Source organism: Achromobacter veterisilvae (genome assembly GCF_037619525.1).
Classification (GTDB): Bacteria; Pseudomonadota; Gammaproteobacteria; order Burkholderiales; family Burkholderiaceae_B; genus Achromobacter; species Achromobacter veterisilvae.
On the sequence record NZ_CP148753.1, the window covers coordinates 303,456 to 329,442 of the forward strand.

19 protein-coding genes are annotated in these 25,987 nt (G+C 69.0%); 9 read left to right on the forward strand and 10 right to left on the reverse strand.

The window, feature by feature from the left end; genetic code table 11:
• Positions 1-291 precede the first annotated feature (291 nt).
• The gene (locus tag WHX56_RS01380) at positions 292-3,339 is read left to right on the forward strand and encodes a WG repeat-containing protein (protein ID WP_338880085.1); all 3,048 of its coding nucleotides are present in this window, start codon (positions 292-294) and stop codon (positions 3,337-3,339) included.
• Complete coding sequence (locus WHX56_RS01385; RefSeq protein WP_338880086.1) at positions 3,336-6,212, forward strand: WG repeat-containing protein; 2,877 nt, start codon at positions 3,336-3,338, stop codon at positions 6,210-6,212. The genes WHX56_RS01380 and WHX56_RS01385 overlap by 4 nt, the downstream gene beginning before the upstream one ends.
• A gap of 21 nt (positions 6,213-6,233) precedes the next feature.
• Here the strand turns inward: WHX56_RS01385 and WHX56_RS01390 are convergent, their stop codons facing one another.
• Positions 6,234-7,094, reverse strand: coding sequence for an oxaloacetate decarboxylase (locus WHX56_RS01390; protein ID WP_338880087.1), 861 nt, complete (start codon positions 7,092-7,094; stop codon positions 6,234-6,236).
• Between the two features lie 104 nt (positions 7,095-7,198).
• Between WHX56_RS01390 and WHX56_RS01395 the strand changes: the two genes are divergently transcribed.
• The gene (locus WHX56_RS01395) at positions 7,199-8,074 is read left to right on the forward strand and encodes a LysR family transcriptional regulator (RefSeq protein WP_338880088.1); all 876 of its coding nucleotides are present in this window, start codon (positions 7,199-7,201) and stop codon (positions 8,072-8,074) included.
• Between the two features lie 374 nt (positions 8,075-8,448).
• On the opposite strand, the gene WHX56_RS01400 is transcribed toward WHX56_RS01395, so the two are convergent.
• From WHX56_RS01400 to WHX56_RS01415, 4 genes are all read right to left on the reverse strand, one after another.
• On the reverse strand, positions 8,449-9,264 hold the full coding sequence (locus tag WHX56_RS01400; protein WP_338880089.1) for a siderophore-interacting protein: 816 nt from the start codon (positions 9,262-9,264) through the stop codon (positions 8,449-8,451).
• A 26-nt stretch (positions 9,265-9,290) separates the two neighbouring features.
• Positions 9,291-10,016 (reverse strand): PadR family transcriptional regulator, encoded by a 726-nt coding sequence (locus WHX56_RS01405; protein ID WP_338880090.1) that lies wholly within the window; start codon positions 10,014-10,016, stop codon positions 9,291-9,293.
• A 61-nt stretch (positions 10,017-10,077) separates the two neighbouring features.
• Positions 10,078-10,971: a DMT family transporter gene (locus WHX56_RS01410; protein WP_338880091.1), complete on the reverse strand. Its 894-nt coding sequence runs from the start codon at positions 10,969-10,971 to the stop codon at positions 10,078-10,080.
• Positions 10,972-11,058: 87 nt separating this feature from the next.
• Positions 11,059-11,946, reverse strand: a complete 888-nt coding sequence (locus WHX56_RS01415; RefSeq protein ID WP_338880092.1) for a helix-turn-helix transcriptional regulator — start codon at positions 11,944-11,946, stop codon at positions 11,059-11,061.
• A 96-nt stretch (positions 11,947-12,042) separates the two neighbouring features.
• Here WHX56_RS01415 and WHX56_RS01420 point away from each other — a divergent pair, with 96 nt between their 5' ends.
• Complete coding sequence (locus WHX56_RS01420) at positions 12,043-13,485, forward strand: MFS transporter (RefSeq protein ID WP_338880093.1); 1,443 nt, start codon at positions 12,043-12,045, stop codon at positions 13,483-13,485.
• On the opposite strand, the gene proC is transcribed toward WHX56_RS01420, so the two are convergent.
• Both proC and WHX56_RS01430 read right to left on the reverse strand, forming a co-directional pair.
• On the reverse strand, positions 13,482-14,288 hold the full coding sequence (proC, locus tag WHX56_RS01425; protein WP_338880094.1) for a pyrroline-5-carboxylate reductase: 807 nt from the start codon (positions 14,286-14,288) through the stop codon (positions 13,482-13,484). The two genes, WHX56_RS01420 and proC, sit on opposite strands and share 4 nt — an antisense overlap.
• 28 nt (positions 14,289-14,316) lie before the next feature.
• Positions 14,317-15,450 (reverse strand): alpha-hydroxy acid oxidase, encoded by a 1,134-nt coding sequence (locus WHX56_RS01430; RefSeq protein WP_338880095.1) that lies wholly within the window; start codon positions 15,448-15,450, stop codon positions 14,317-14,319.
• A gap of 291 nt (positions 15,451-15,741) precedes the next feature.
• Here WHX56_RS01430 and WHX56_RS01435 point away from each other — a divergent pair, with 291 nt between their 5' ends.
• The 5 genes from WHX56_RS01435 to dapA are packed head-to-tail and all read left to right on the forward strand — an operon-like array spanning position 15,742 to position 22,101.
• Positions 15,742-17,169, forward strand: coding sequence for an FAD-binding oxidoreductase (locus tag WHX56_RS01435; RefSeq protein WP_338880096.1), 1,428 nt, complete (start codon positions 15,742-15,744; stop codon positions 17,167-17,169).
• Positions 17,170-17,199: 30 nt separating this feature from the next.
• Positions 17,200-18,282 (forward strand): ABC transporter substrate-binding protein, encoded by a 1,083-nt coding sequence (locus WHX56_RS01440; protein WP_129240982.1) that lies wholly within the window; start codon positions 17,200-17,202, stop codon positions 18,280-18,282.
• Between the two features lie 20 nt (positions 18,283-18,302).
• A complete protein-coding gene (locus tag WHX56_RS01445) occupies positions 18,303-19,382 on the forward strand; it encodes an ABC transporter ATP-binding protein (RefSeq protein ID WP_129240983.1) in 1,080 nt (359 codons plus the stop codon).
• A 4-nt stretch (positions 19,383-19,386) separates the two neighbouring features.
• Entirely contained in the window at positions 19,387-21,162 is a 1,776-nt protein-coding gene (locus tag WHX56_RS01450) for an ABC transporter permease subunit (protein ID WP_338880097.1), read from the forward strand.
• Positions 21,163-21,195: 33 nt separating this feature from the next.
• Positions 21,196-22,101, forward strand: a complete 906-nt coding sequence (gene dapA, locus WHX56_RS01455) for a 4-hydroxy-tetrahydrodipicolinate synthase (protein ID WP_338880098.1) — start codon at positions 21,196-21,198, stop codon at positions 22,099-22,101.
• Positions 22,102-22,939: 838 nt separating this feature from the next.
• Here the strand turns inward: dapA and WHX56_RS01460 are convergent.
• The 3 genes from WHX56_RS01460 to WHX56_RS01470 form a co-directional block, all read right to left on the reverse strand.
• Complete coding sequence (locus tag WHX56_RS01460; RefSeq protein WP_129240986.1) at positions 22,940-23,767, reverse strand: IclR family transcriptional regulator; 828 nt, start codon at positions 23,765-23,767, stop codon at positions 22,940-22,942.
• Between the two features lie 115 nt (positions 23,768-23,882).
• Positions 23,883-24,659 (reverse strand): phytanoyl-CoA dioxygenase family protein, encoded by a 777-nt coding sequence (locus WHX56_RS01465; RefSeq protein WP_338880099.1) that lies wholly within the window; start codon positions 24,657-24,659, stop codon positions 23,883-23,885.
• 114 nt (positions 24,660-24,773) lie between these two features.
• Positions 24,774-25,862, reverse strand: a complete 1,089-nt coding sequence (locus tag WHX56_RS01470) for an AI-2E family transporter (RefSeq protein ID WP_129240988.1) — start codon at positions 25,860-25,862, stop codon at positions 24,774-24,776.
• Between the last annotated feature and the right edge of the window lie 125 nt (positions 25,863-25,987).

Consider the following 25,987-nt stretch of genomic DNA (forward strand, 5'->3'; position numbering starts at 1 on the left):
ACCTCGGCAGTGGGCTACGCCCCCGTTCAGGCGGGCACGCTGCCTATTACAGGGGCGTCGCGTCTTCGGTTCAACCGATTATTTTTCGTCGGCTGCATGCCCGGCGGGAATGCCAGCGCCGCGCGAACCGCGCGCTAACGCTTCGTTTTCTATAGTTACATTTATCGAGCCATTACTTGCTACGGGTGGTTACAGTGCTGCCTTTCCGTCCTTTTCTGACAGGCATCCGACCATGTGGCACGCTCCGCTCGGCCTTTACGCTTTCGCGGCTCCCTCCCGCTGCGCCGCGCAATGAAGGCCCCGCTCGCCCTCACACCGCTGGCGCTGGCCCTGGCGCTGGGCGGCCTGGCCGCCGTCCCGGGCGCGGCGCAAGCCCAGTCCGACTGGCTCCGCCGATGCGCCGCCAGCTTCTACGAAGATGGCTCCGGCACGGGCTGCCAGCAGCCCTACCGCGAAGGCCTGGCGGCCGTGCTGACCGGGTCGGCCGGCGACGACGAAGGAAGCTGGGGCTATATCGACAAGCAAGGCCGCATGGCGATCGCGCCGGCCTACACCGACGCCGAACCTTTCCAGAACGGCCTGGCCGCCGTGAGCCAGGGCGATCTCTGGGGCTACATCGACCGCAAAGGCCAATGGGCCATCCCGCCGCGCTACCCGCGCGCCACGGGCTTCAATGCCGAAGGCACCGCGCTGGTCGAGGAAGACGGCCGCGACGTGCTGATCGACCGCCAGGGCAAGACGCTCAAGACCTTCCCCCTGGGCACGCGCACCTGGGGCTTCCAGCCCGGGCAGAAACTGGCGTCGATGGAAATGCCCCTGCCGCCGCGGCTGTTCAACGCCGCGACCGGCAAGGCGGTCACGCTGCCCGAGGGCGTGATGAGCCTGGCCGCGCCCAGCGGCGGCTATCTGCCGGCCCAATTGCGCGACACGCGCTACGGCGGCTGGTGGGGCCTGCTGGACACGAACGGCGGCTGGGCCATTGCGCCGCACACGCTGCGGTCCCGCGAGGCGCCAATGCGCGATGGCGGCGTGCTGGCCGTGCGCCGCGACGAACGCTGGCAATTCGTGGACACCCGCGGCGAGGCGCTCTCCCCCGAGCGCTACGAGCAACTGCGGCTCATCGCTCCCGGCCTGTGGTTCGCCAAGCCCGACCGCAGCGGCAAGGCGCTCCTGCTGGACGGACAACGCAAGGTCCTGCATCGCTTCGCCTCCGACTACGCGGGCATGCGAGAGCGGGACGGCTGGCGCTTCCTGATCGACGACAACGCCGTGCTGCTGATCGATCCCGCCGGAAAATTCATGCAGCTCGCGCTCGGCCAGGGCAGCGTGGACGTGCGCGACGGACAGGCCTGGGTTTCGGGCGTCCCGCCCGCCAACGCCGTGGAAGCGGAAGCCGGCGCGGAAACGGACGACGGCGCGGCGCAGGCCGCCGTGCCGGTCGAGGCAGACGCGGCCCTTGCGGAGGAGGCCGCGGCCGACTCTGGCGCGCAGGCCGCGGCCGACGTGGCCATGCCGCCGCCCGGCATGCCGTCTCCTCCCATGGTCGAGGCCGTCAGCGCGCCCGCGGCAGCCGCAGCCGCGGCGGAGGAGGCCGCAACCTCCGCGGCCGCCGGCGCGGAAATCAGCGACGGCGGGCTGGCGCAGGTATACGCCCGCGACGGCAGTCCCCTGCTGGACGCGGCCACCATCGCGCAGCTTCGGGCCTATCGCGTCACCCCCTTCGAGCAGCGCGACCGCGCGCGCGGCGGCAAGCCCCCGGCCAGGCTGCCCCTGGCGCTCCTGCGCCCGCACGACTACTCGCAGGCGACGGGCATCCTGACGCCGTCGGGCAGGATCGTGACGAACGCGGACTGGGACGACATCTCCGCCTACGACGCCAGCCTGCCCTTGCCGGTCCGGACCCGCGACGGCAAGGCCGGCGCCATCGACGCCGACGGCAATTGGGCCATCCCGCCGCGTTTCACGGAGATCCGCCCGTTCCGCGGAGCCTACGCCTGGGCGCGCATGCCGGGAACGACGCGGCGCGACAGCGTGCTGATCGATGCGCGCGGCAAGCCCGCGGCTGTCCCCGCCGCGGTCCTGGACGGCGCCATGGAATTCGACGGCGACCTCATCCTCTATCGCGAACCGGACGAAAACCGGGAGCAGCGCTGGGGCGTCTGGAGCGTGCGCGACGGCACGCCCGTGCTCAAGCCGGCCTATGAAAGCATCGAGAAGTTCGAGGACGACTGGGCCAAGGTCGAGGACCAGGGGCGCTGGGGCGTGATCGACCGCAAGGGCAAGTGGGCGCTGCCCGCCGCCTACGAAAGCGCCTACGACCTGGAATACCTGGGCGACGGCCTCATGCTGATCCCCGGGGCCGAGTCCAGATCGCGCCGCGGCGGCCACTCCGACCGCGCCTACCGGCTGGTCGACCTGCGCACCGGCAAGGCCAGCGAACGCCTGGCCGAAAAGCCGACGAAGCAGAAGGACGGGCGCTACATCGGCGAACTCGCGGATGCGGGCACCATGCTGTTCGACACGCGCGGCGGCGCCTTCCGCCTTTCAGACAGCAGGCCGAAGCGCAAGGAGCAGTACGAGGACTGGATCTACATCGAAAGCGAAGACCGCGAAGGCGCCATCGACGCCAGGGGCGACATGAAAATCCCCGCCCTCTACGGCGAATTCAATCCCTTCTTCGTGCAGCCCGAAGGCCTGGCGCGCGCCTATGACGGATCGAACTACCGCCTGATCGACCAGAACGGCAGGACCGTGCTGGCGAAGCGGGGCGACGGCATGCCGCTGGCGACCATGAAGCGCCTCGTCTTCCATGACGACGCAACGTCCAGCAGCGTCATGACGGACCTGCAAGGCGTCGAGATCACCCGTATCCCGGGCACGTACAGCGTGCGGGACCGCAGCGCCAGCGAAGGCGTGGCGGTCTATCGCGGCGACGGCGGCAACGGCAGGCAAGGCTTCGTCGATGCCAGCGGCAAGCGCATCGTGGGACCGCACTTCGACTCGCTGGGCCCGTTGAAGGACGGGCTGGCCGTGGCGCAGCGCCTGCAGCGCACCGGCAAGTTCTACGGCTACATCGACCTGACCGGACGCTATGCAATCCCGCCCCGCTACACCTGGGCCGCGGACTTCCAGGAAGGCCGCGCGCTGGTGCGGCAGGACGGATTCACCCAATTCATCGATACGAAGGGAGCCCCCATCGCGACGTTCGTCATGGTGTGCGACACGGTGACGATATTGGACGACGTCGGCAGGATCACCTGGCCGCAAAAGAAAATGAGCTGCCCCACGGCCGACAAGTTCGAACTCGCCCCCGGCAACGCCAAAGCGGAACAACCATGAAGCCCAGCGCACTACGCATCACCCGCCTTGCCTGCGCCCTGGCGGCGCTGGGCGCGTCCCTGTCCGCCCAGGCGCAATACGGCCATTCCTCCTGCCTGGACGATCTGCCCTACGGCGGCTTTTCCCACGCCGACGCCGGCACGGGCAGCCCCTACGCCAACGGCTGCATCCGCGCGCTGTCGGACGGGCGCGCGGCGGTGCTGCTGCCATCCGCGCTGGAAAGCGCGGGCCGGGCGCCGGGCGACGGAACGCTGCGCCGCCATGCCTGGGGTTTCCTGGACCAGAACGGCAGGCTGGCGATTCCGCCGATCTTCGAAGCGGCGGGCGACTTCCGCCACGGCCTCGCCCCCGTCAAATGGCAGGGCAAGTGGGGCTTCATCGACACCCGCGGCCGGATGGCGGTGCGGCCGCAGTTCGACGCCGTGCAAGGCTATGCCGAGATCGGCCTGGCCGTGGCCACTCAGGACGGCCGGCAACGGCTCATCGACCGGCGGGGCAATGCCGTCGGCGAACCATTCGACCCGGGCGTGATCGGCCTGCACCTGCAGGACGGGGTGCCGGCCCTCGCGACGGTGGAATACAAGATGGAGTACCGCTCCAGCACCGGCGAGCGCCGCTTCGGCGACACCGGCATCCGGTTGGCCAAGCTCTACGGAAAGGACCTGTACGTCGCGGTCACCGACCAGGACAAGTATGGGCTGCTGGACAAGGATTGGAACTGGGTGCTGGACCCCGTCTACCAGGACATCTCGGCGCCCGGCGAAGACGGCGCGCTGGCCACGGCCTACGGCCCGCGCGGCGCGGTACTGCTGGACGCGCAAGGCAAGCCGATCGGCGAGGACGGCGGCTACCAGGACCTGTCTCCCCTGGGCAAGGCTTTCTGGAGCGCGGAGCTGGCCCGCGGCAGCTATGCCATCCTGGACGCCGCGGGCGCGCCCGTGGCCAAGCTGAACGCGGACGAGGCCTACGGTTCCAGGCGCTACGGCGACACCCTCCTCTATCCTTCCGGCGGCAGGCTCATGGCGCTGGCGCCGGGCCTCGCCGAGCCGCTGGCGCTGGGCGCGGGCCTGTCCGCCGCGGCCGACGACCAGGGCTACGTGCTGTTCACGAATGCGGAGAGCATCCCCGCCGGCCTGCTGACGCCCAAGGGCGTCTGGCTGCACGGAGCCGCCGCGCCCGCCTGGCTGGCCGAGATCGGGCGGATGGAGGTGCGCCAGGGCAAGCTGTGGCTCTTCAAGGACGGCGGGCTGCTGAACGTGCTGGACGGCGACGGCCGCGCGCTGCTGCAACCCGAGGCGGTGCAGGCCGCGCAGGAAATGGCGCTCAAGCAACTGCCGCTGGACGTTCCCGGCGGCGCGCTCGGCGTGCTCTCGCAAGGCCATTGCCATTGCGGCAGCGACACGGGCGCGGGCCTGGTGCTGGCCGACGGCAGCATCGCGGCCGATCCGTCCTGGAGCGCGGTGATCGCGCTGGACGGCGCCAGCGACTACGACGACTACGGTAGACCGGCACGCAGCGAACTGAAGGCGGAGCAGTTGCGCTACGCCGCCGAAACGGCCGACGGCATGCGGCTGCTGGATGCCTCCGGCAAGCCCATGGACCTGCCCGCGCAGCAGCACATCGGCGCATTCCGCCACGGCTATGCGCTGGCCTACGCCGACGGCGAGAGCCGCATGATCGACCGCGACGGCAAGACCTACGCGCTGCCCGATTATTTCGAGACGGACATCGTCGCGCCCGGCGTGGTCCGCTTCCTGGAAACGGCGGCCGAGGACGCCCCCTGGGGCCTGTACGACTTCCTGGCCGGCAAGGAAATCTCGCCGCCCCGCTACCGCGACATCGGCGAATTCCAGGATGGGCAGGCCGTGGCCTCGCTGGGGCCGGACCGGGCGGGCGTCATCGACTTGCAGGGCCGCTGGATCGTGCCGGCCAGCCACCACGGCGCCGAACGCGTCAACGCGCAGGTGTGGAGGGTGCAGCAGGCCGGACCGCAACCGGACGAGTACACGCGCCCCGCCGCCCTGTTCAATGCCCAGGGCCGCGCGCTGACCGCGTTCCTGCCGGGGCTGCGGGCCGGCATGGACGACGGCGCCATCGTGGCCGGCGACGGCAAGCGCCGCTGGATCGTCTCGCCCGATGGCGCCGACGCGCTGGACATGGAAGACGCCACCTATGCCCGGCTGGGCGACTGGATGGAAATCCGCCGCGCCCCGCGCAGCGGCTATCTGGACGCGCGGGGCCAGTGGCAGATCGCCCCCGGCGCGGCCGTCGCCGGCACGTTCCGCGGCTCGCCCGCCCGCGCCCTGCTGACCGACGATGACGGCGCCCGCCTGATCGACGCGCAAGGCAAGACCGTCGCCGCGCTGCCCGCCGGGGAATGGAGCTGGCCTCGGGACTCCGCCACGCTGCTGCGACGCTACAGCGCGGCCGGCAAGCAGAAAACGGACTACGCCGGTCTCGACGGCAAGGTCCGCTTCACGGTCGACGGCCATGCGTCCGGCTACTCGGAAGGGTTCGCCGTAACCCAGTTGTCGAGCAGCGCCATGCGCGCGATCGACGCCAAGGGCGCGCTGACCGGCCCCGCGTTCGACGCGCTGGGGCCGCTGCGCGAGGGCCTGGCGCCCGTCTATACGGACCGCGCCTACGGCTACGCGGACGCCCATGGCCGGCTGGCCATCCTGCCCGCGTACGACACCGTCTCGCCGTTCCGGGACCGGCGCGCCGTCGTGTCCACGATGGACATGTCGATGATCATCGACCCCGCCGGCCGGCAGGTGGCTCGCGTCGCGATGGAATGCGGCGTGCGCGCGCTGTACGGCTCCCACAACCAGCGGCTGTGGCCGTTGACCCTGCCGCGGCGCTGCCGCAGGTAGCGCCCGCCCGGCGCTGGACGCCTATTGCGTGTCCAGCGCCAGGTAGCGGCGGGTCTGCACGATTTCCTCGCGTTCCTTGAAGCTGGTCAGCCGGTCGGCCAGGGCGCTGCTGTCCCCGGTCTGGCGGATGGCCGCCAGCGTGGCCTGCATGGCATGGATGGCGGCGCGCTGCAGGTCCGACGGAATGATGACCAGGCGGTAGCCCATCGCCGCGAGGTCGGGCAGCGGCACCAGCGGCGTCTTGCCGCCGTAGAACATGTTGATGAGCTTCAGGCCGGGCAGGCGCTCGGCGATGGCGCGGATCTGCTCCGGCGTCTCGGGCGCTTCCACGAACAGCATGTCCGCCCCCGCCTTCAGGTAGCGCTCCGCGCGGGCCAGCGCGGCGTCGAAGCCTTCGACGGCGATGGCGTCGGTGCGGGCGATCACGAGCGCATCGGGGTCGCTCAAGGTCTGGCGCGCGATGTGCACCTTGCGGCACATTTCGTCGGCGTCGATCAGGCTTTTGTCGTCGAGGTGGCCGCAGCGCTTGGGGAAGGACTGGTCCTCGATGTGGAAGGCGGCCACGCCGGCCCGCTCCATGATGCGCACGGTGCGCTCCACGTTGGCCGACCCGCCGAAGCCCGTATCGGCGTCCGCCACCACCGGCAGGCCGCTGGCGTCCACGATCTTCTCCACCCGGTCCATCACCTCGGTGAAGCTGAGCAGGCCGATGTCGGGATAGCCGGCGGCGCGCGCGATGGCGCCGCCGCTGGCGTAAACGGCTGGAAAGCCGGCCGCGGCCACCAGCCGGGCCGACATGCCGTCGTAGGCGCCGGGCGCCACGACGATGTCCTCGGCCAGGCGCTGGCGCAACAGGGTGCTGGATTTGGGAGAGGCGGTCATGGAGATTCCTTTGCGGACGTGGGTCGATGCATTCATGATCGGCCTGCCGGACTAGAATGTCCAATATATGGAAAATTTATAATCAGTACTTTTTAAGTATCTATATGGAACTCCGCCATCTGCGCTACTTCGTCGCCACCGCCGAGGCCCAGCACTTCACGCGCGCGGCGGAACAACTGGGCATGGCGCAGCCGCCGCTGTCCCAGCAGATCCGCCAACTGGAGCAGGAGGTCGGCACGCCGCTGTTCGACCGCACCGGCCGCGGCGTCGTCCTGAACGACGCGGGCCGCGCCTTCCTCGCCTGCGCTCAGGACATTCTTCAGCGGGCGCAGGCTGCCGTCCTGGCCGCGCAGCGCGCGGCGCGCGGCGAGGTCGGCGAACTGACCCTGGGATTCACGGAATCCGCGTCGTTCAACGGCGTGGTGACCGAACTGATCCGGCAGTACCGGCAACGGTATCCGGACGTGGAAATGACGCTGTCGCAAGGCGACAGCGAAACGCTGGTGGCGCAGTTGCGCAGCGGCACGATCGACGCCGCCTTCGTGCGCCCGCCCTTCGCCTTGGACGGCGGACTGGCGTTCACCCAGTTGGCGCAGGAACCGCTGGTGGTGGCGCTGCCGCTGGGCCACCCGCTGGCGCGGCGCAAGCGGCTGGCGCCCGCCGACCTGGAGCGGGAACGCTTCATCCTGTATTCGCGCAAGTCCGGCTATGGGCTCAGCGCCGACATCATGGCGGCCTGCCGGCAGCATGGCCTGAATCCGCTGATCGGGCAGCGCGCGCCGCAGTTGTCGTCGGCCGTGAACCTGGTGGCCGCGGGCATGGGCGTGGCGATCGTGCCCGCATCCTTGCGCCACCTGCGTCCCGACGGCGTGGTGTACCGCCCTTTCGCGCTGGACTGGCCGCGGGCCGTGCTGGGGCTGGCGGTGCTGCGGGAAGGAATAGGGGAACGGGTGAGGAATCTGGTGGAGTTGGCCGGGTAGCTGTGCATGGGGGTGGCAGACACTTGGCATGGCGACCCGTCTCAGGTGTCTGACATCCGTACGAGACAGCCACACGCATGCGGCCAGCTCCTCCCGGGTGTCTGACACCCGCGTGGCGTTGGCCCAGATTGGCGAGCGTTTCGTAGGGGTGTCAGACACTTGGCATGGCGCCCCCGTCTCAGGTGTCTGACACCCGTACGAGACAGCCACACGCATGCAGCCAGCTCCTCCCGGGTGTCTGACACCCGTGTAGCGTTGGCTCGGATTGACAGGCGTTTCGTAGGGGTGTCAGACACCTGCCATGGCGACCCGTCTCAGGTGTCAGACACCTGGCATGGCGACCGTCTCAGGTGCCAGACACCGGGCAGGAGCACTCACCCCTCGTGCGATTCGTGCACGGCCGCCGCTCCCCGCTTCCAGTAGCTGGCGGCGCGGATGCGGCTCTTGTCGATGCCGTGCCGCCCCACCATGATCTCCCGCAGGGCCTTGGCCACGGCGGACTCCGCCGCGACCCAGACATAGCCCTCGCCCGGCGGCAGGCGCAGTTCGCGCGCCGCGTCCAGCAGCAGGATGCTGTGGCCGGGCGCGGTGCCGTTGCGGTGCAGCCAGCGGACGGACGCCTGGGCGCGGGTGGCCAGCGGGATCTCGTTCGATTCGGCCGGCACTTCTATCAGCACCAGCGCCTGCGCGGCGGCGGGCAGTTCTTCCAGGCGGCGGGCGATGGCCGGCAAGGCGGTTTCGTCGCCGATCAGCACGTGCCAGTCGAAGCCCGTGGGCACCACGAAAGAACCGCGCGGCCCGCCGATGCCCAGTTGCTGGCCGGGCGCGGCCTGCTCGGCCCAGGTCGAGGCGGGGCCGTCGCCATGCAGCACGAAATCGATGACGAGTTCCTTGCGCGCCGTGTCGTAGCGGCGCGGCGTGTAGTCGCGGGCGGCGGGCTTGGGCGCGCCCTCGGGAAACTTGACGCCGTCGGGGCCGGCCGTCGGCAGGGCGGGCGGCCGCGAGGGATCTTCGGGGAAGAACAGCTTCACGTGGTCGTCGAACGAGGCGGACACGAAGTCGTGCAGGTCGTCGCCGGTGAAGGTGACGCGGGCCAGCAGGCCGGCGATGCGTTCAACGCTGGCCACGGTCAGCGCGCGCATCTTCAGATCGTGGCGGACGCGTTCGACATTAAGGTCGGTACGGGTCATGAATACTCCAGGAATGAGGTCGGAAATCAGGAACAGACGCCCGTGATTTCATCGGTGGCGCGCGCCAGGATGGCCGCGATGCGCCGTTGTTCTTTGGGATTGGCTTCGGTGCGCTCCAGCAGCGCGCGCTTGAGCGCCTGGCGGGCCGCGACGAACTCCGGCAGCCAGCCGGTCGCGGTGTCCTCGCCTTCGGGGCCGGTGCTGCGCGGCTGGCCGCTCCAGGCCTGGCGCATCCAGTCCATCTTGCGCGCGACGTGCTTGAACTTGTTGAACATCATGGTCAGGCGTTCGCGGTTGCCGTCCAGGTGCGCGCGGCCCGGCTCCGCCAGGTGGTAGCGCTTTTTCGCGCCGGCCTGCTCGACCGTGGCGTAGCCCAGTTCCTCCAGGTAGGTCAGCGCGGGATAGACCATGCCCGGGCTGGGTGTGTAGAAGCCGTTGCTGAGCGCGCCGAGCGCCTTGATGAGTTCATAGCCGTGGCTGGGGTTCTTCTCAAGCAGCCCCAGCAGCATGAGCTGCAGATCGTCGGCGCTGACTTTGCGGCTGCGCGTCCAGCCGCGCCCGTCGCCGCCGAAACCGTCGGGGTCTCCGCGGCCGTCGGGCGAGCCCGCGAACCAGTCGCCGCCGGCGCTGGCGTGGCGCTGGTGATGGGCATGGCGGCCGTCGCGCTCGTGCGGGTGGGCATGGCCATGGGCCTTGTGCTGCGCGCGGCGCGGGCCGCGCGCGAACGCGGTCAGGAATTGGGGATGGCGCATGGGAATATTCCTCGATATGTATCTTACGATATATATCTTACGATACATCACCCCCCGGCAGTCAAGCGCGGCGTTCGACGACTCCCGCCGCGATGCCGGTCACGATCAGCGCCATGCCCGCCAGCAGCGAGGCGCTGACCGGCTCATGCAGGACCACGGCGGAACACAGCAAGCCGAACACGGGCACGCCCAGCAGGCCGATGGACGTGACGCCCGCGGGCAAGGCCCGGTTGACGGTGACGGCCGCCCAGTACGCCACCGCGATGCCGAACAGGCCGGCGTAGCCCAGCAGCCAGCCCAGGTCCGCGCTCCACGCGACCGCCGGCGCGCCTTCGGCCGCGAACGCCACGGCCGACAGCGCCGCCGACGCCAGCAAGGCTTGCCAGAACGCGAGTTCGAACGGCGGCGTGGCCCAGCGGTGGGCGCGCACGTAGACGATGTTGGCCGCCCAGCACAGGGCCGCCAGCAGGATCAGGCCATTGCCGGCAAGCGCCTCGCGGTTGTGCCAGTCGAAGGCGAGCGGGTTGAAGATGACGATCAGCCCCAGCATGCCCAGCGCCAGCCCGGCCTGGCGTGCGCGCCCGATGGATTCGCCCAGGAACAGCCAGGCGGCCGGAATCACCCAGAGCGGCGTGGTGTACGCCAGCACGACCGAGCGGCCCGCGGGCACGTATTGCAGCCCCAGGCTGACCAGGGCCGCGAAGGCGCCCATGTGCAACAGGCCCACACTGAGGATGACGGGGATGTCGGCCTTTACGGGCCATGCCACCCGCCGCAAGACCAGGCCGAGCGCCAGCAGCGCCGCGGTGCCCGCGATACTGCGCGCGGCGGCGGCCCAGATGGGCGTCATGTATTGCAGCAGGAGCTTGTTGACGACCCAGGTGAAGCCCCAGGCCAGCACCACCACGCCCAGGAGCAGGAGCGCGTTGCGGCGGGAAAGCGCGGCGTTGGACATGGCGGGCGGCGGCATCCGCGGAAAGGGTCGAAAAGGAAGACCGACTATAGGAGCCGCCCCCGGCCAGCCCGTAGACCCACGGCGCGCCTATTCTCTGGAGCCACGCGCGCGAAGCGCATCGGCGCCGGGGGTCTCCAGCCAGCGCGCGAAGTCCGCCGCCCGGGGTTCGCCGGGCGCGGGCGCGTAGACCACCAGGCGCAGGTGCCGGCTCTCATCGACCGAGAGGGTCGCGTGCTCGAACGCCAGTTCGCCCAGGGGCCCGATCCGCAGACTGCGCAGGCCGATGCACGCCCCGTGCACGTCATGTTCGCGCCACCAGGCCTTGAAGTCCGGCGACACGCGTTCCAGCTCGTCCACCAGTTCCGCGACGTCGGGCTCGCCGGCCGCGCTGGCGAAGTCGCGCCGGAAAGTGGACAGCATCGCGGGCGCCTGCGACGGCCAGTCCACGAACAACTGCCGCATCGCCGGATCCGCGAACAGCATCCACAGCAGGTTGCGGCGGCCCGGCGCCTGCGCCGAAAAATCGAACACGCGGTCCGCGGCCGCGTTCCACGCCACCACGTCCCAGCGCAGGTTCAGGATGTAGGCGGGCCGGGCGGGCAGGTCGTCCATCAGGCGGCGCACCTGCGCCGGCACCGTGCACCAGGTGCGCCCCGGTTCGGACGGAGGACGCTGGTGCGCCAGCAGGTACAGGTGTCGGCGTTCGGCCGCGTCCAGCTTCAGCACGCGCGCGAGGTTTTCGAGAAAACCGGCCGACACGCCGATGTTGCGGCCCTGTTCGAACCACGTGTACCAGGCCAGGCCCACCCCGGCCAGCGCGGCCACCTCTTCGCGGCGCAGGCCGGGCGTGCGCCGGCGGCCGCCGGCGGGCAGCCCGAGTTCGGCGGGACTGATCCGCGCGCGGCGCAGCCGCAGGAATTCGGACAGGTCGGCGCGGGTGCGCTCCAGGCGCCGGGGCATCGCGGTTTCGGTCATGGCCGTATTGCAATCAGTAATAGCATAAACAGCTAAATTGTATAAGGCAGAAAGCCTCACCAGAATAGCGCCCATCTTCACCCAATAGCGCTGTCCATGACTTCCACCACGCTTTGCCGCCCCGGCGCCCGCGCGCCCGTTCCCGCCGCCATGGGCCGCCTGGGCCTGGCCGTCCTGCTGTCGGGCGGCTTCATCACGATCTTCGACCTGTTCGTGGTCAACGTCGCCATCCCCAGCATGCAGGCCACCCTGTCCGCCAGCTTCGCGCAGATCGGTTTCATCATCGCCGCCTACGAACTGGCCTACGGCGTGCTGCTGATCGCGGGCAGCCGCCTGGGGGACCGCCACGGCAGGCGGCGCATGTTCATGCTGGGCATGGCGGGCTTCGCGTTCGCCTCGGCGCTGTGCGGGCTGGCGCCCACCGCCGGCACGCTGATCGCCGCGCGCATCCTGCAAGGCGTGGCGGCAGCCATGCTCTTTCCGCAGGTGTATGCGCTGATCCGCGTCAGCTACGAGGGGCACGCGCGGCGGCGCGCCTTCGGGCTGCTGGGGATGACGCTGGGCCTGGCCGCCATCGCCGGACAGGTGCTGGGCGGCTGGATCGTGCACGCCGACCTGTTCGGCCTCGCGTGGCGCGGCATCTTCCTGATCAACGTGCCCCTGGGCCTGCTGGCCTGGCGGCTGGCCCGCCACATCCCCGAATCCCGCGAACCTTCCGGCGCGGACATGGACTGGCCCGGCGCGGCGCTGGTGGGCGCGGGCCTGGCCTTGCTGCTGCTGGCCCTGATCGAAGGTCCGCAGCGGCACTGGCCCGCCTGGACGGTGGCCTGCGGCGCCGCGTCCGCCGCCGCGCTGGCGCTGTTCGCGCGCATGCAGCGCCGCATCGGCGCCCGGGGCGGCGCGCCGCTGGTCGACATGGCCTTGCTGGCCCAGCCACGGTTCGCGGCGGGCTGCCTGCTGGTGATGCTGGTGTTCTCGACCGCCAGCGCGCTGTTCCTCTGTTACGCCCTGCTGGTGCAGACGGGCTTCGGGCTGGACGCCCTGGCGGCCGGCCTGATCTTCGCGCCGGCCAGCGCGGGCTTCGTGGCCGGGTCGATGGCGGCGCCCCGGCTGGCCGCGCGCTTCGGCACGCCGGCCATCGCGCTGGCGGCCCTGCTGTACGGCGGGGCGACGGCGGCGCTGATGCTGCGCGTGGGCGCGGCCGGCGCCAGCCTGGATCCGTGGTCGCTGGTGCCCGTCCTGGTGTGGCTGGGCGCGGCGCAAGGCGCGGTCAACACGCCCCTGGTGAACCTGGCGCTGGGATTCGTCGGCGACCGCCAGGCCGGCATGGCGGCAGGCATCGTATCGACCTTGCAGCAGATCGGCGCGGCGCTGGGCGTATCCGCGGCGGGCATGCTGTTCGGCGGCACGCTGCGGGCCTGCGGCGGCGCCGGCGCGGCCGAGTGCCACGCGCGGGCGTTCGCCAGCGCCTTGCAGTTCAACGTGGCGGCGATCGCGGCGGCCGCGGCCCTGCTGTGGTGGCTGGGCCGCCGGCCCTAGCCCGCGGACAGTTCGCGCGCGCGCTGTTCGGCTTTGTGCACGGCCTGCGCGATCGCCTGGGCCACGCCCGCCGCCCGCATGTGCGACAGCGCGGCATGGGTGGTGCCGCCCTTGGAAGTGACCCGGTCCCGCAATTCGGTCAGCGCGGTGTCTTCGCTGGCCGCCAGCGCGGCCGCGCCGCGGAACGCGGACACCGCCAGCCGGCGCGCGTCGGCGGGCGCGAAGCCCAGTTCGGCGGCGCCCTGTTCCAGCGCCGCCATGAAATGGAACACGTAGCCCGGCCCGCTGCCGGTCACCGCGGTAACGGCGTCGATCATGGCTTCGCTGCCGGTCCAGATCCGCTCGCCCACGGCGGCGAACAGCGAGTCCACCCGCGCTCGTTCCGCCGGACCGCAAGCCGCCGTGGCGTACAGGCCGGTCATGCCCAGGCCCACCTTGGCCGGCGTGTTCGGCATGGCGCGCACGATGCGCGCGTGGCCGCCCAGCCAATCCGTCAGCGACGCGAGTTCCACCCCCGCCGCGATGCTGACCACGGTGACGCCCGCCGGCAGGTGCAGCCGGACCTGCCCGCAAGCCTCGCGCAGGACCTGCGGCTTGGTGGCCAGCACGCACAGCGCGGCACCGCCCAGTTCGGCGCCTGCGGTTGCGCGGCAGTCCAGCCCGCGCGCGGCCAGGGCGTCGCGGGTGGGCGCATAGGGTTCGATCACCAGGAAGTCGGCCAACGCCCGGCCCTGGCCGAGCAGGCCGTCGATGAGGGCGCAGGCCATGTTGCCGCCGCCGATGAAAACGATTTTTTCGCGCATAGTGTTCCTGTGAGGAGTGCAGTAGGGATCAGCGCCGCCGCACCACGGCCGCGTCCAGCGCGGCGACGCGGTTGCGGCCCAGCAGCCTGAGTGTGTTTTCGAGTTCGGTGCGCAGGATGGCCAGCACCTCGTGCGCGCCGGCCGGGCCTCGGCCCGCCAGCCCGTACAAGGGCGCGCGGCCCAACAGCACGGCGCGCGCGCCCAGCGCCGCCGCCTTCGCGATATCGCTGCCGCGGCGCACTCCGCCGTCCACCAGGATCTCCAGCGACCGCCCCAGTTCCGCCGCCACCTCCGGCAGGATTTCCAGCGGGCAAGGCGCGCTTTCGAGCTGGCGGCCGCCGTGGTTGGACAGGACGATGCCGTCGACGCCGTGCGCATGCGCGCGGCGCGCGTCGGCCAGCCCCTGGATGCCCTTGATGACGATGCGCCCCCGCCAGGCGCGGCGCAGCCATGCCACGTCGCTCCAGGTCAGGGCCAGGTCCATCTGGCGGCTCAGCGCCGAAGCCTGTTCTGTGATGTTTTCGCGCGCGTTGGAACTGACCGCCAGGTTCTTCAGTTGCGGCCCGCCATGGCGCAGCATGCGCCAGCACCAGCCCGGATGCGCGGCCAGATCCAGCAGCAGGCGGGGCGAGGGCCGCAAGGGCAGCTTGAAGCCGTTGCGCTTGTCGTGGTCGCGGTTGCCGTGCACCGGCACGTCCACGGTCAGGAAAAGCACCGTGTAGCCGTTCTGCCAGGCACGGTCCATCAAGTGTTCCGCGATGCGGCGGTCGCGCTGCACGTAAAGCTGCAGCCAGAGTTCGCCGGGAGTGGCCGCGCGCACGTCTTCCAGCAGGGACGTGGACGCGGTCGACAGCACGAACGGCAAGCCGGCCTTGTGCGCCGCGCGCGCCAGGTGGATGTCCGCCTCGGGCCAGAACAGGCCGTTCAGGCCGGTAGGCCCCACGACCGCGGGCATGGCCGCCGTGGCGCCCAAGAGCGGCACCTCCAGCCTGCACTCCGACACGTCCACCAGCACCTCGGGGCGGAATTCCAATTCCGCGTACGCCGAGGCATTGCGCGCCATGGCAATGCCGTCCTCGGCGCCGCCCTCGAGGTAATCGAACGCCAGCCGGGGCAGGCGCCGTTGCGCGCGCCGCCGGTAATCCATCACGCTGGGCAGCATGTCCCTTCCTTGTTTCCCATGGCTTGTCGGTGCCTTATAAAAATTGTATATAGATCAATATGATTGTATTTCGATTATTTTAAAAACCGCAATACAGATACGCTCCAGGGCCTGCGCATCCACTGCCGGAGCGGGCGGGATACGGGAAGCGCCCTCCGCATAGGCCTAGGACATACCCTAAATTCAATCTCATTGAGATTACTTAAATCGAAAAGCAATTTAAGTAATCGTATGCTGTGCCCAAAGCGCTTGGGGCTCTAGCGATCCCAGGCTCAATCGGGGACCACAGACATGACCAACGGCATCACCCTGCTAGACGCGCTGGCCCAGACCCTGGGCGCGGACGCCATCCTCCATTCCGAGGCCGACCTGGCCGGCTACATCGAAGATTGGCGGGGCCGGTACAAGGGGCCGGCGTTGTGCGTCGCGCTGCCGGGCGACACGCGGCAGGTGTCGGAAATCGTGCGCCTGTGCCGTGAACATGGCACACCCGTGCTGCCCCAGGGCGGCAACACCAGCCTGTGCGGCGGCGCGGTGCCGGCGGCCGAGGGCCGGCCACCCGTCATCGTAAACCTGTCCCGCATGCGCCGAATCCGCCGCGTGGACGCCGCCAACAATTCCATGGAAGTCGAGGCGGGCTGCGTCCTGGCCGCGGTGCAGGCGGCGGCCGCCGCCGAAGGCCGGCTGTACCCGGTCAGCCTGGGCGCGGAGGGTTCATGCCAGATCGGCGGCACCATCGCCACCAATGCCGGCGGCACCGGCGTGCTGCGCTACGGCAACACGCGCGACAACGTCCTGGGCCTGGAAGTGGTGCTGCCCGACGGCGCCATCTGGAACGGCCTGACCGCGCTGCGCAAGAACAACACGGGCTATGACCTCAAGCATCTGTTCATCGGGGCCGAAGGCACGATGGGCATCGTCACGGCCGCCGTGCTCAAGCTGCATCCCCTGCCCACCGCGCACGCCGTGGCCTGGCTGGCGCCCGAGAGCCCGCAGGCCGCGCTGGACATCCTGGGCCTGTTCCAGCGCGCCTGCGGTTCGCGCCTGTCGGCCTTCGAAATGATCGACAGCAACCAGTTGGACGTGGTGATGGCGCACGTGCCGGGCCGCAAGAACCCGCTGGCGGACGCCCATCCCTGGCACGTGCTGGTGGAACTGTCCGACACCGGCGACGACGCCGCGCTTCAGGACCTGCTGCAACGGATCCTGGAACAGGCATCCGAACGGGGCCTGCTGCGCGACGCCGTCGTCGCGAACAGCGGCGCGCAGCGCGCAGCGCTCTGGGAAGTGCGCCACAGCGTGTCCGAAGGCAACAAGAAGGCCGGCGTCGGCCTCACCACCGACACGGCGGTGCCCGTGTCCGCCGTGCCGCGCTTCATCGACGAAGCCACTCAGGCCGTGCGCCGGCTGGTGCCCGGCCTGCCCGTGCTGATCGTGGCGCACCTGGGCGACGGCAACGTGCATTTCATTCCGTTCTTCACCTTCGATGCCTGGAACGCCCTGCCCGGCCGCGACGCCATGGCCGCTTCCCTCCGGCGCGCCGTCAATGACGTGGCCGACGCGCTGGGCGGCACGTTCAGCGCGGAACACGGCGTGGGCCGCAGCTCGCTCGCCGAAATGGCGCACTACAAATCGCCGGTCGAACTGGCGATGATGCGCGCCGTGAAACAGGCCTTCGACCCCGACCATCTTTTCAACCCCGGCCGCTTGCTGCCTTGAGCCGTCGTCCTCGAACCGTAGGAGCCCTCCATGAAACCGACCTCCCATAACGCCTCGCGCCGCAACGCGCTCAAGACCGTGGCCGCCGGCGCGGCCGCGCTGGCCATGCCCATGATCTGGACGCCGTCGCGCGCGGCCTCCAAGCGCATCGTCGTGCGCGACGACGGCGGCATCTACAGCAAGGCCTACGGCGCCGTGTTCTACAAGCCGTTCACGGAAGCCACCGGCATCCAGGTGGTGGGCGTGCAGGCCAACGCCGAACCCACCGCGCAGATCCGCAGCATGGTGGACACCGGCAACTACACCTGGGACATGGCCAAGATCAGCCAGCCCGCCATCCTGATGCTGACCGAAGGCGGCAAGGTGTACCTGGAAAAGCACGGCCTCGAATCCGATCCCGTGGTGGCCACCATTCCCAAGCAGTACATGTCGCCCTATGGCGTCGGCAACAACGTCTACAGCACGGTCCTGGCCTACCGCACGGACGCCTTCAAGGGCCGCCGCGCCCCGGCCTCGTGGGCGGACTTCTGGGACGTGAAGAACATCCCCGGCCGCCGCGGCCTGCGCAAGCACCCGTTCGACACCATCGAGGAAGCGCTGATGGCCGACGGCGTGCCGGCCGACAAGGTCTACCCCTGCGACATCGACCGCGCGCTGGCCAGCCTGGACAAGATCAAGCCCGCGGTCGATGTGTGGTGGAACACCGGCGCGCAGGTCGAGCAGATGCTGGGATCCGGCGAGGTCGACATGATCGCCACCTGGGTATCGCGCGCGCAGTCCGCGATCGCCAACGGCGCGCCGGTGCAGATCGTGTGGGACCAGAACATCTGGGGTTGCGACAACTGGTCCATTCTCAAGGGCACGCCGAACGCCGACGCCTGCCGCGAATTCATCAAGTTCGCCTCCGACCCGAAACGCCAGGCCGCGCTGGTCGAGTACTTCGCCGCCGGCGTCACCCAGCCCGCCGCCTTCGACTACATCAAGGCCGACGTGGCCCGCAATTGCCCGACCCATCCCGACAACATCAAGACGGGCCTGCACATCAACGCCGCCTACTGGCTGGAAAAGCAGCGCGACGTGCTCGAGCGCTTCAACGGCTGGGTCCTGAAGTAATTCCTTTCTAGTCGAACACCATGTCTTCCTCCAATCTGCAAATCTCGGGCCTGGGCAAACGCTACGGGGACTTCGTCGCCCTCGCGCCCACCCACCTGGACGTCGCGCGCGGCGAATTCCTGACCCTGCTGGGGCCGTCCGGCTCGGGCAAGACCACCCTGCTTAGCCTGATCGCTGGGCTGGCCCAGCCCGATGAAGGCCGCGTGCTGATCGACGGCGCCGACGTGACCCATGGCGCGCCGTACGAACGCGACATCGGCATGGTGTTCCAGAACTACGCGCTGTTCCCGCACATGAGCATCGAGGAGAACATCGTGTTCCCGCTGAAGATGCGCAAGGTGCCGGCGGCCGAGGCCCGCCGCCGCGCGATGGAAGCGCTGGAGATGGTGCGCCTGCCGCACGTGGCGGCGCGCCTTCCCCGAGAACTGTCCGGCGGGCAGCAGCAGCGCATCGCGCTGGCCCGCTGCATGGTCTACCGCCCCGCGATCATCCTGATGGACGAGCCGCTGGGCGCCCTGGACAAGAAGCTGCGCGACCAGATGCAGTTGGAGATCAAGCGCATCCACCGCGAACTGGGCACGACCATCGTCTACGTGACGCACGACCAGGAAGAGGCGATGACCATGTCCGACCGCATCTGCCTGATGAACGGCGGCGCGATCGAACAACTGGGCACGCCGGCAGACCTGTATTTCCGCCCGCGCACCCTGTTCGTGGCCGACTTCCTGGGCGAATCGAACCTGCTGAAAGCCGAAGTCGCGTCGGTCGACGGGGACGTCCTGTCGGTCAGGCTGGCCCACCAGGGCGTGACCGGACAGGCCCTGTCCAACGGCGCGCCCATCAAGGCGGGCCAGAAGGTCACCGTGATGCTGCGCCCGCAGAACCTGCGCGTCGGCACGTCCGGCGCGGGCCTGACCGGCAGGCTGCTGGACGTGATGGTCACCGGCAGCCTGACCAAGCTGTACCTGGACAGCGGCGTGGCGGACGCCGAGCCCATCGTCGTCGCCTACCCCACGCAGCGCCAGGCCGAGCAATACGCCATCGGCCAGCCGCTGGTCGTCAGTTGGCAGGCCGCCGACGCCGTGGCCATCTCGGAGTGATCGCATGACGACCCTAGCCACTCCCCGCAGGCGCATGAGTCAGGGCCGCCGCCATTTCCTGATGGCGGCGCCGCTGGTCGTGCTGCTGCTGGTGCTGCTCGTCTACCCGGTGGGCCAGTTGCTGCTGTTGAGCGTTTTCGGCGACCAGGGCTTCTCGCTGACGCAGTACCACCGGCTGTTCGAATCGGCCGTGTACGTCAACGTGCTGCTGATCACGCTGAAGATCTCGCTCTGGACGACGTTCTTCTCCGTGGTCGCCGGCTACCCCGTCGCATACCTGATTTCCAGCCTGTCGGCCCGGCGCAAGACCTCGCTGCTGTTCTGGGTGCTGCTGTCCTTCTGGACCAGCTTCCTGGTGCGCACCTTCGCCTGGGTGGTGCTGCTGGGCCGCAACGGCGTGGTGAACCAGTTGCTGCAGGCGCTGGGCATCCTGGATGCGCCGGCCAACCTGCTCTACAACTTCGGCAGCGTGCTGGTGGGCATGGTGCATGCGCTGATGCCGCTGGCCGTGCTGACGATGCTGTCGGTCATGGAGAACATCGACCGCAACCTGCCCCGGGCCGCCTCCACCCTGGGCGCCCGCCCCGGCACGGCGTTCTGGAAGATCTATTTCCCCTTGTCGATGCCCGGCGTGGCCGCCGCGGCCATCATGGTGTTCGTGACCGCCATCGGCTTCTTCATCACGCCCGCGCTGCTGGGCGGACGCAAAGAGACGATGATCACGCAGATCATCATCGACCAGGTGCAGCAGACCCTGAACTGGGAGTTCGCCGGCGCGGTATCGGTGCTGCTGCTGGTGGTGGTGCTGGTCGTCTTCGCCATCTACGACAAGGTGCTGGGACTGTCCACCATGACGGGGGCCGCCTCCACCCGGACGCGCGCCTCCGGCAAGGAAGGCCTGGGCCGCCGCGCCGGCGACGCCGTGCTGACGCTGCTGGCCGGGATCTCGGACCGCCTGTTCTCCCTGCTGCCCAAGCGCCTGCGGCGCTCGGTGTCGGGCACCGGGCAGTCCCGCACGCTGTGGTGGATCGTGCTGCTGGTGCTGGCCTTCCTGTCCGCCCCCGCCTTCCTGATGATCCCGCTGTCGTTCGATTCCGGCTCGGGCCTGACCTGGCCGCCCAAGGGTTTCTCGCTGCAATGGTACGAGCAGATGTTCACCTCGCCCGTGTGGATGCAGGCGATCACGCGCTCGCTCATCGTCGGCGTGGGCACGGGCCTGCTGGCCATGCTGATCGGCACGCCGGCCGCCTTCCTGCTGGTGCGCGCCAACCTGCGCGGCAAGTCGGCCATGCTGGCCTTCGTGCTGTCGCCCATCGTGGTGCCGCGCATGATCATCGCCGTGGGCATGTTCTATTTCTTCGCCCGGGTCGGCCTGGTGGGCTCGATGATCGGCCTGATCCTGGCGCACACGGTCGTGGCGGTGCCCTATGTGGTGATCACCATGATGGCGGTGCTGCGCAACTACGACACGCGGCTGGACCTGGCGGCGCAAAGCCTGGGCGCCGGCCCGTGGTCCACGCTGCGCTTCGTGACCTTCCCGATCCTGGGCGCGGGGCTGATGTCGTCGTTCCTGTTCGCGTTCGCCACATCGTTCGACGAACTGACCATCGCGCTGTTCGCCTCGGGCGGCCTGAACGCCACCCTGCCCAAACAGTTCTGGGACGAAGTGACCTTGCAGATATCCCCGGTGATCGCCGCCGTCTCCACCTGCCTTTTCATCTTCATTGCCGCGCTGATCTGGCTGGCCGACCGGCTGCGCCGCCGCAGCCTGGCCGGCTGATCCGCGCTTGTTTCACCTCTAAGGATAAGTTTCATGCTGAACGCAACCCGACTGCGCGGTGTCTTCCCCGCCATTCCGACTCCCGTCAACGCCGACGACACCATCAACGTCCCGGCCGCGCAGGCCCTCATCGCCTACCTGCTCAAGCGGGGCATCGACGGCATCGTGCCGCTGGGCGGCACCGGCGAATACGGCGCGCTGGCGCGCGCCGAGCGCATCCGCATGTGCAAGCTGACGGTGGACGCGGTGCGGGGCCAGGTGCCGGTGATCCCCGGCGTGCTGGACCCCGGCTTCCACGACGCCCTCCAGGCCGGCCAGGAATTCGCCGACGCCGGCGCGGACGCCCTGATGGTGCTGACGCCCTATTACACGACGCCCACGCAGGCCGGCATCCGCGAGTACTTCCTGCGCTACGCCGACGCCTCGCCGCTGCCCGTGATGATCTACGAGATCCCGTACCGCACCCGCATCGCGATCGCGCCGGAGATCCTGCACGAACTGTCGCGCCACGAGAACATCATCGGCATGAAGGCCTGCAATACGGACATGTACCACTTCCTGCGCACCGTGGCGGGCGTGGACGAATCGTTCGCGGTGTTCAGCGGCGAAGACACGCTGCTGCCCGTGCACCTGGCCGCCGGCGCGCGCGGCGGCATCGTGGTGACGGCAAGCCTGCTGCCCACGGCCTGGCGCAAGGTCTACGAACTGGCGTCCGAGGGACGCACGCGGGAGTCGATGGAACTGCACCGCCGGCTGATTCCCTTTATGAACCTGGCGTTTGCGGAGACGAATCCGGGACCGATGAAGTCGGTGATGGATTTGATCGGCGTGGACGCGCCCGAGGTGCTCGATCCTCTGGTGGCGCCCGCCGACGGCTTGCAGGCTGCGTTGCGGGCGGAATTGATTCCTTTGCTCAAGGAGTTCGAAGGGGTGGCTTGAGGCCTGGATTGGAGTTCACTGCGTGCTGTTCTATGTCAGGTGTCAGACACCCATGCGAGATGACGGCCCGGCTTGAAGAGGTGTTGCCGGGTGTCTGACACCCTCGCGAGAAGACGTGCCCGCCACGATGGGTGTCAGACACCCCGATGCATTGCTTCAAGCCTGTGGCGCCTTGCCGTGGGGTGTCTGACACCTGAGGCGTCTGAGGCATAACGTCTGGCACCCGAGGCATACCGTCATGTCAGGTGTCAGACACCCGGACGCATTGCTTCAAGCCTGTAGCGCCTTGCCGTGGGGTGTCTGACACCTGAGGCACCTGAGGCAGAACGTCAGACATCTGCCGCAGCAGTCACCACTTGAACCCCGGCGCCGGATGGGTGGCGCACGCGTCCGGGTCCGCATACGCAAGCAGGCCGTCGCCGCGCGCCACCCATCACCGCCCACCCCAAAACCGATTACGGCGCCATTAGCAAACCGCTCACTGCACTCGCGAAAGCGCACACCGCCCCGGCGCCCAAACCCGCGTATGCTGCTTGCGGCCGCCCGCGCGGCCGCAAGCAGCGGGCAACGCAAACCCCGTCCCTGAACACAGGTCCAGCAGCGCTTCAGGCCAAGACGGCGGCAGCCCGGCGGGGCGGGTGGCATGGGCGCGAGCAACCTCGATGCGCCCGAGGGAATCCGAAGGCAGTCGCCGAAGGCGACAACGAGGATGACGAAGGGGAAGTCCGGAGCGAAGGCTCCGGACCGCAATCGTGGGCGCGAGCGTCCATGCCACCCGCCCCGCCGGGCGACCTACGAAGTCCTACGAAGAAGTCCTACGAAGAACCCCCACCACCCCCTACCTCGAATACCCCGAAAACTTCGACTTCGAAATCGAAGTCGCCGCCACCTGCACATGCGGCGCCAACTCAGCCTCGACCCTCGCCACCGTCCACCGCGTCGTCGGCACCGCGATATTGATCGCCGCCACCGCCAGCCCTCGATGATCGATGACCGGCGCCGCCACCGAAATATCCCCCAGCACCGTCTCGTTCACGATGATCGCGTAGCCCTTCTCCGCCACCCGCCGCACGCGTTCCAGGAGTTTTTCGGGATTGATTTCGGTATACGGCGTGATCGCCTCCAGCCGCGTCTGCGCCAGGATCTCGCGGCGCTGTTCGTCGGACAGGCGCGACAGGATCGCGGTGCCCGAGGCCGTGAAATAGGCCGGCAGCCGGCTGCCCACGGCGATGTCGACGTTGACCAGGTGATGCCCGGGAAAACGCGCCACGAACACGATTTCGTGGCCGTCCAGTTCCTGCAGATTGGTGGTTTCGCCCAGCGTGCGGCTGATGTCCAGCAAATACGGCGAGGCCTTGTCGATGAGTTCGTTGGCGCGCACGTAGTTGTACGAGAATTGCAGCACCTTCGGCGTCAGCCCGTAATTGCGGGTATCGGGGATGCGGCGCAGGTAGCCCAGCGTTTCCAGCGTGTAGACCAGGCGCTGCGTGGCGCTGCGGTCCAGGCCGGAGGCGCGGGCGATGTCCGCCAGGGTCATGTGGCGCTTGGGGCCATCGAACGCGTGCAGGACCTGGAAGGCCTTTTCGGTGGAGCCTACGAAGAGCGAAGACCGGGTCTCGGTCGTCGCCTGCGTTTTTTCCGTGTCGGCTAGGGGTGGGTTGCGCACAGGAAACAGCCTATTCGAGTTCTGGGGATGCAGCGCGGGAAACTGCGGCCATGCGCAGTACGCTGATATTAATTGTAATTCAATTATTAATAGCAGATTCCAATTGATTTGAGCGCTATCCGGCCGCCCCGTCCAGCGGCACGCCCGGCTGCGACGCCGAGCGCGTGCCCGGCACGGGATGGCAGGACGTCGGATGATAGGTGTGCACCACCGACAGCTTCACGCGATCGCTGCGGTTGCCCTGGGCCGCGTGCAGGGTGCGGCAATGGAAGAACACCGCGTCTCCCGCCTGCAATTCGGGGCTGACCGCGCGCGCGATCCACTCGGCATTCCGGGGCGCGTCGTCGCGGAAGAATTTCTGTTCGTCGAACTGCTCGGGCGCGTAGGCCGCCGCGTGCGAACCCGGGATGAACGACAGCCCGCCGTTGGCGCGCGTCTCCGTTCCCAGCGCCAGCCAACAGGACACCAGGTCGGTGTCCGAGAACGACCAGTAGCGGATGTCCTGGTGCCAGCCCGTCAGGCTGCCGTAGGCGGGATGCTTGGTCATCACACAGTTGTGGTGCACCGTGGACAGCACGGGCGTTTCGCCGAAATAGCGCGCCAGCCACTGCCCGATGCGCGGATCGGTGGCCCATCGCGCGAACTGCGGGTCGCGGGCGTATGCGCTGAGAAGGCGCCTTACGGTAAGCCCGCCCTCGGCGGCGCGGGATTCGGGCGCGCCCGGATAGCGCAGGTCGGCTTCGTATTCAATGGGCGCCACGTGGTCTCGCAAGTGGCGTTCGGCCACGGCGCGCAGCGCCTCCACCTGTTCGGCGCCCGCGAATTGGCGCAGCACCACGAACCCCTGCTCGCGCAGGACGGCTATCTGATCATCTAGCGGTAACCCGGACATCTCGATCCTCACACCCCGCGGCGTAAGCTGCAAAGCGTCTGCAAACGGCGCAGGCGCGCGCCGGCCAGGCGCCGGCATACGCGGGGATGGCTAGATTACCAAAACCGCCCGGCGTCAGGCCGGCGGCGGATTCACCCGGGCGGCGTCGCGCTCCTGGACTTCGTGGTGCACCCATTCGCGCCACACCGCCACCAGCAGGGCCATCAGCACCGGGCCGACGAACAGGCCGACGATGCCCATGGTCTTCACGCCCCCCACCAGGCCGAAGAAGGTCGGCAGGAACGGCAGTTTGACGGGGCCGCCCACCAGCCGCGGGCGCAGGGTCTTGTCGACGATGAAGAGTTCCACGCTGCCCCAGACCATCAGGGCGATGCCCGCCACCACGTGGCCCGACCCCATCAGGTACAGCGACACCAGGGTGAACGACAGCGGCGCGCCGCCCGGTATCAGGGCCATGAAGCCGGTCACCACGCCAAGCAGCACCGGCGACGGCACGCCCGCCACCCAATAGGCGATGCCCAGCACCACGCCTTCGCCCAGCGCGATCAGGCCCATGCCGGTGACGGTGGAGTTGATGGTGGCCGGCACCACGCGCGAGAAGCGCTGCCAGCGCGCCGGCAGGATGCGTTCGCCCAGCACGTCCAACTGGGCCACCATGCGGATGCCGTCCTTGTAGACGAAGAACAGCGTGATCAGCATGAACAGCACGGTCAGCAACAGTTGGAACACATTGCCCGTGGCCGCCAGGACCATGCGGTAGATATTGCCCAGGTGTTCGCCGCTGACGGCCTCGACCAGCGCGCCCAGCGCGTGGGGCTGCCCGATGTAGGACTCCCAGTACTGGCCCAGGCGCTCGCCCACCACCGGCATGGACGTGATCCAGCCGGGCACGCCCACGCCGTGGCGATTGGCCGCGATGGCCCAGGCGAAGAAGGCGCTGGCTTCCTTGATGGCGTAGGACAGCGCCAGCGACATCGGCACGATCAGCACGACCACGACCACCAGCAGCGCCAATGAGGCGGCGAGCGCGGTGCGGCCGCCGCAGCGCGCGACCAGGCGTTGGTACAGGGGCCAACTGGCCAGGCCGATGATCAGCGCCGCCAGGGCGGGAACCAGGAAGCCGCTGAGGAAATACACCCCCGCCAACAACACGAGCAACAAAAGCCAACGGGCGATCAGATAGGCGGGAAGTACAGGCTGCATAGAGCGGATCGACAGTAAGTGCGTTGTAAGGCTTTGACTGTCGGACTATACAGACGTTTCACGGAATACGAGGGACACAAGGGCTGTATTTACTACGGGGTTTCCCGTGTTTCCCGGGGCGGCGG

What these genes read in the sequence shown, in the direction of transcription:
- WHX56_RS01400 (WP_338880089.1), bottom strand. Translation starts at nt 9,264, where the DNA reads ATGACCCGTACCGACCTTAATGTCGAACGCGTCCGCCACGATCTGAAG.
- WHX56_RS01450 (WP_338880097.1), top strand. Translation starts at nt 19,387, where the DNA reads ATGACGACCCTAGCCACTCCCCGCAGGCGCATGAGTCAGGGCCGCCGC.
- WHX56_RS01435 (WP_338880096.1), top strand. Translation starts at nt 15,742, where the DNA reads ATGACCAACGGCATCACCCTGCTAGACGCGCTGGCCCAGACCCTGGGC.
- WHX56_RS01465 (WP_338880099.1), bottom strand. Translation starts at nt 24,659, where the DNA reads ATGTCCGGGTTACCGCTAGATGATCAGATAGCCGTCCTGCGCGAGCAG.
- WHX56_RS01430 (WP_338880095.1), bottom strand. Translation starts at nt 15,450, where the DNA reads ATGCTGCCCAGCGTGATGGATTACCGGCGGCGCGCGCAACGGCGCCTG.
- WHX56_RS01470 (WP_129240988.1), bottom strand. Translation starts at nt 25,862, where the DNA reads ATGCAGCCTGTACTTCCCGCCTATCTGATCGCCCGTTGGCTTTTGTTG.
- WHX56_RS01420 (WP_338880093.1), top strand. Translation starts at nt 12,043, where the DNA reads ATGACTTCCACCACGCTTTGCCGCCCCGGCGCCCGCGCGCCCGTTCCC.
- WHX56_RS01415 (WP_338880092.1), bottom strand. Translation starts at nt 11,946, where the DNA reads ATGACCGAAACCGCGATGCCCCGGCGCCTGGAGCGCACCCGCGCCGAC.
- WHX56_RS01405 (WP_338880090.1), bottom strand. Translation starts at nt 10,016, where the DNA reads ATGCGCCATCCCCAATTCCTGACCGCGTTCGCGCGCGGCCCGCGCCGC.
- WHX56_RS01395 (WP_338880088.1), top strand. Translation starts at nt 7,199, where the DNA reads ATGGAACTCCGCCATCTGCGCTACTTCGTCGCCACCGCCGAGGCCCAG.
- WHX56_RS01385 (WP_338880086.1), top strand. Translation starts at nt 3,336, where the DNA reads ATGAAGCCCAGCGCACTACGCATCACCCGCCTTGCCTGCGCCCTGGCG.
- WHX56_RS01445 (WP_129240983.1), top strand. Translation starts at nt 18,303, where the DNA reads ATGTCTTCCTCCAATCTGCAAATCTCGGGCCTGGGCAAACGCTACGGG.
- dapA (WP_338880098.1), top strand. Translation starts at nt 21,196, where the DNA reads ATGCTGAACGCAACCCGACTGCGCGGTGTCTTCCCCGCCATTCCGACT.
- WHX56_RS01440 (WP_129240982.1), top strand. Translation starts at nt 17,200, where the DNA reads ATGAAACCGACCTCCCATAACGCCTCGCGCCGCAACGCGCTCAAGACC.
- WHX56_RS01390 (WP_338880087.1), bottom strand. Translation starts at nt 7,094, where the DNA reads ATGACCGCCTCTCCCAAATCCAGCACCCTGTTGCGCCAGCGCCTGGCC.
- proC (WP_338880094.1), bottom strand. Translation starts at nt 14,288, where the DNA reads ATGCGCGAAAAAATCGTTTTCATCGGCGGCGGCAACATGGCCTGCGCC.
- WHX56_RS01380 (WP_338880085.1), top strand. Translation starts at nt 292, where the DNA reads ATGAAGGCCCCGCTCGCCCTCACACCGCTGGCGCTGGCCCTGGCGCTG.
- WHX56_RS01410 (WP_338880091.1), bottom strand. Translation starts at nt 10,971, where the DNA reads ATGTCCAACGCCGCGCTTTCCCGCCGCAACGCGCTCCTGCTCCTGGGC.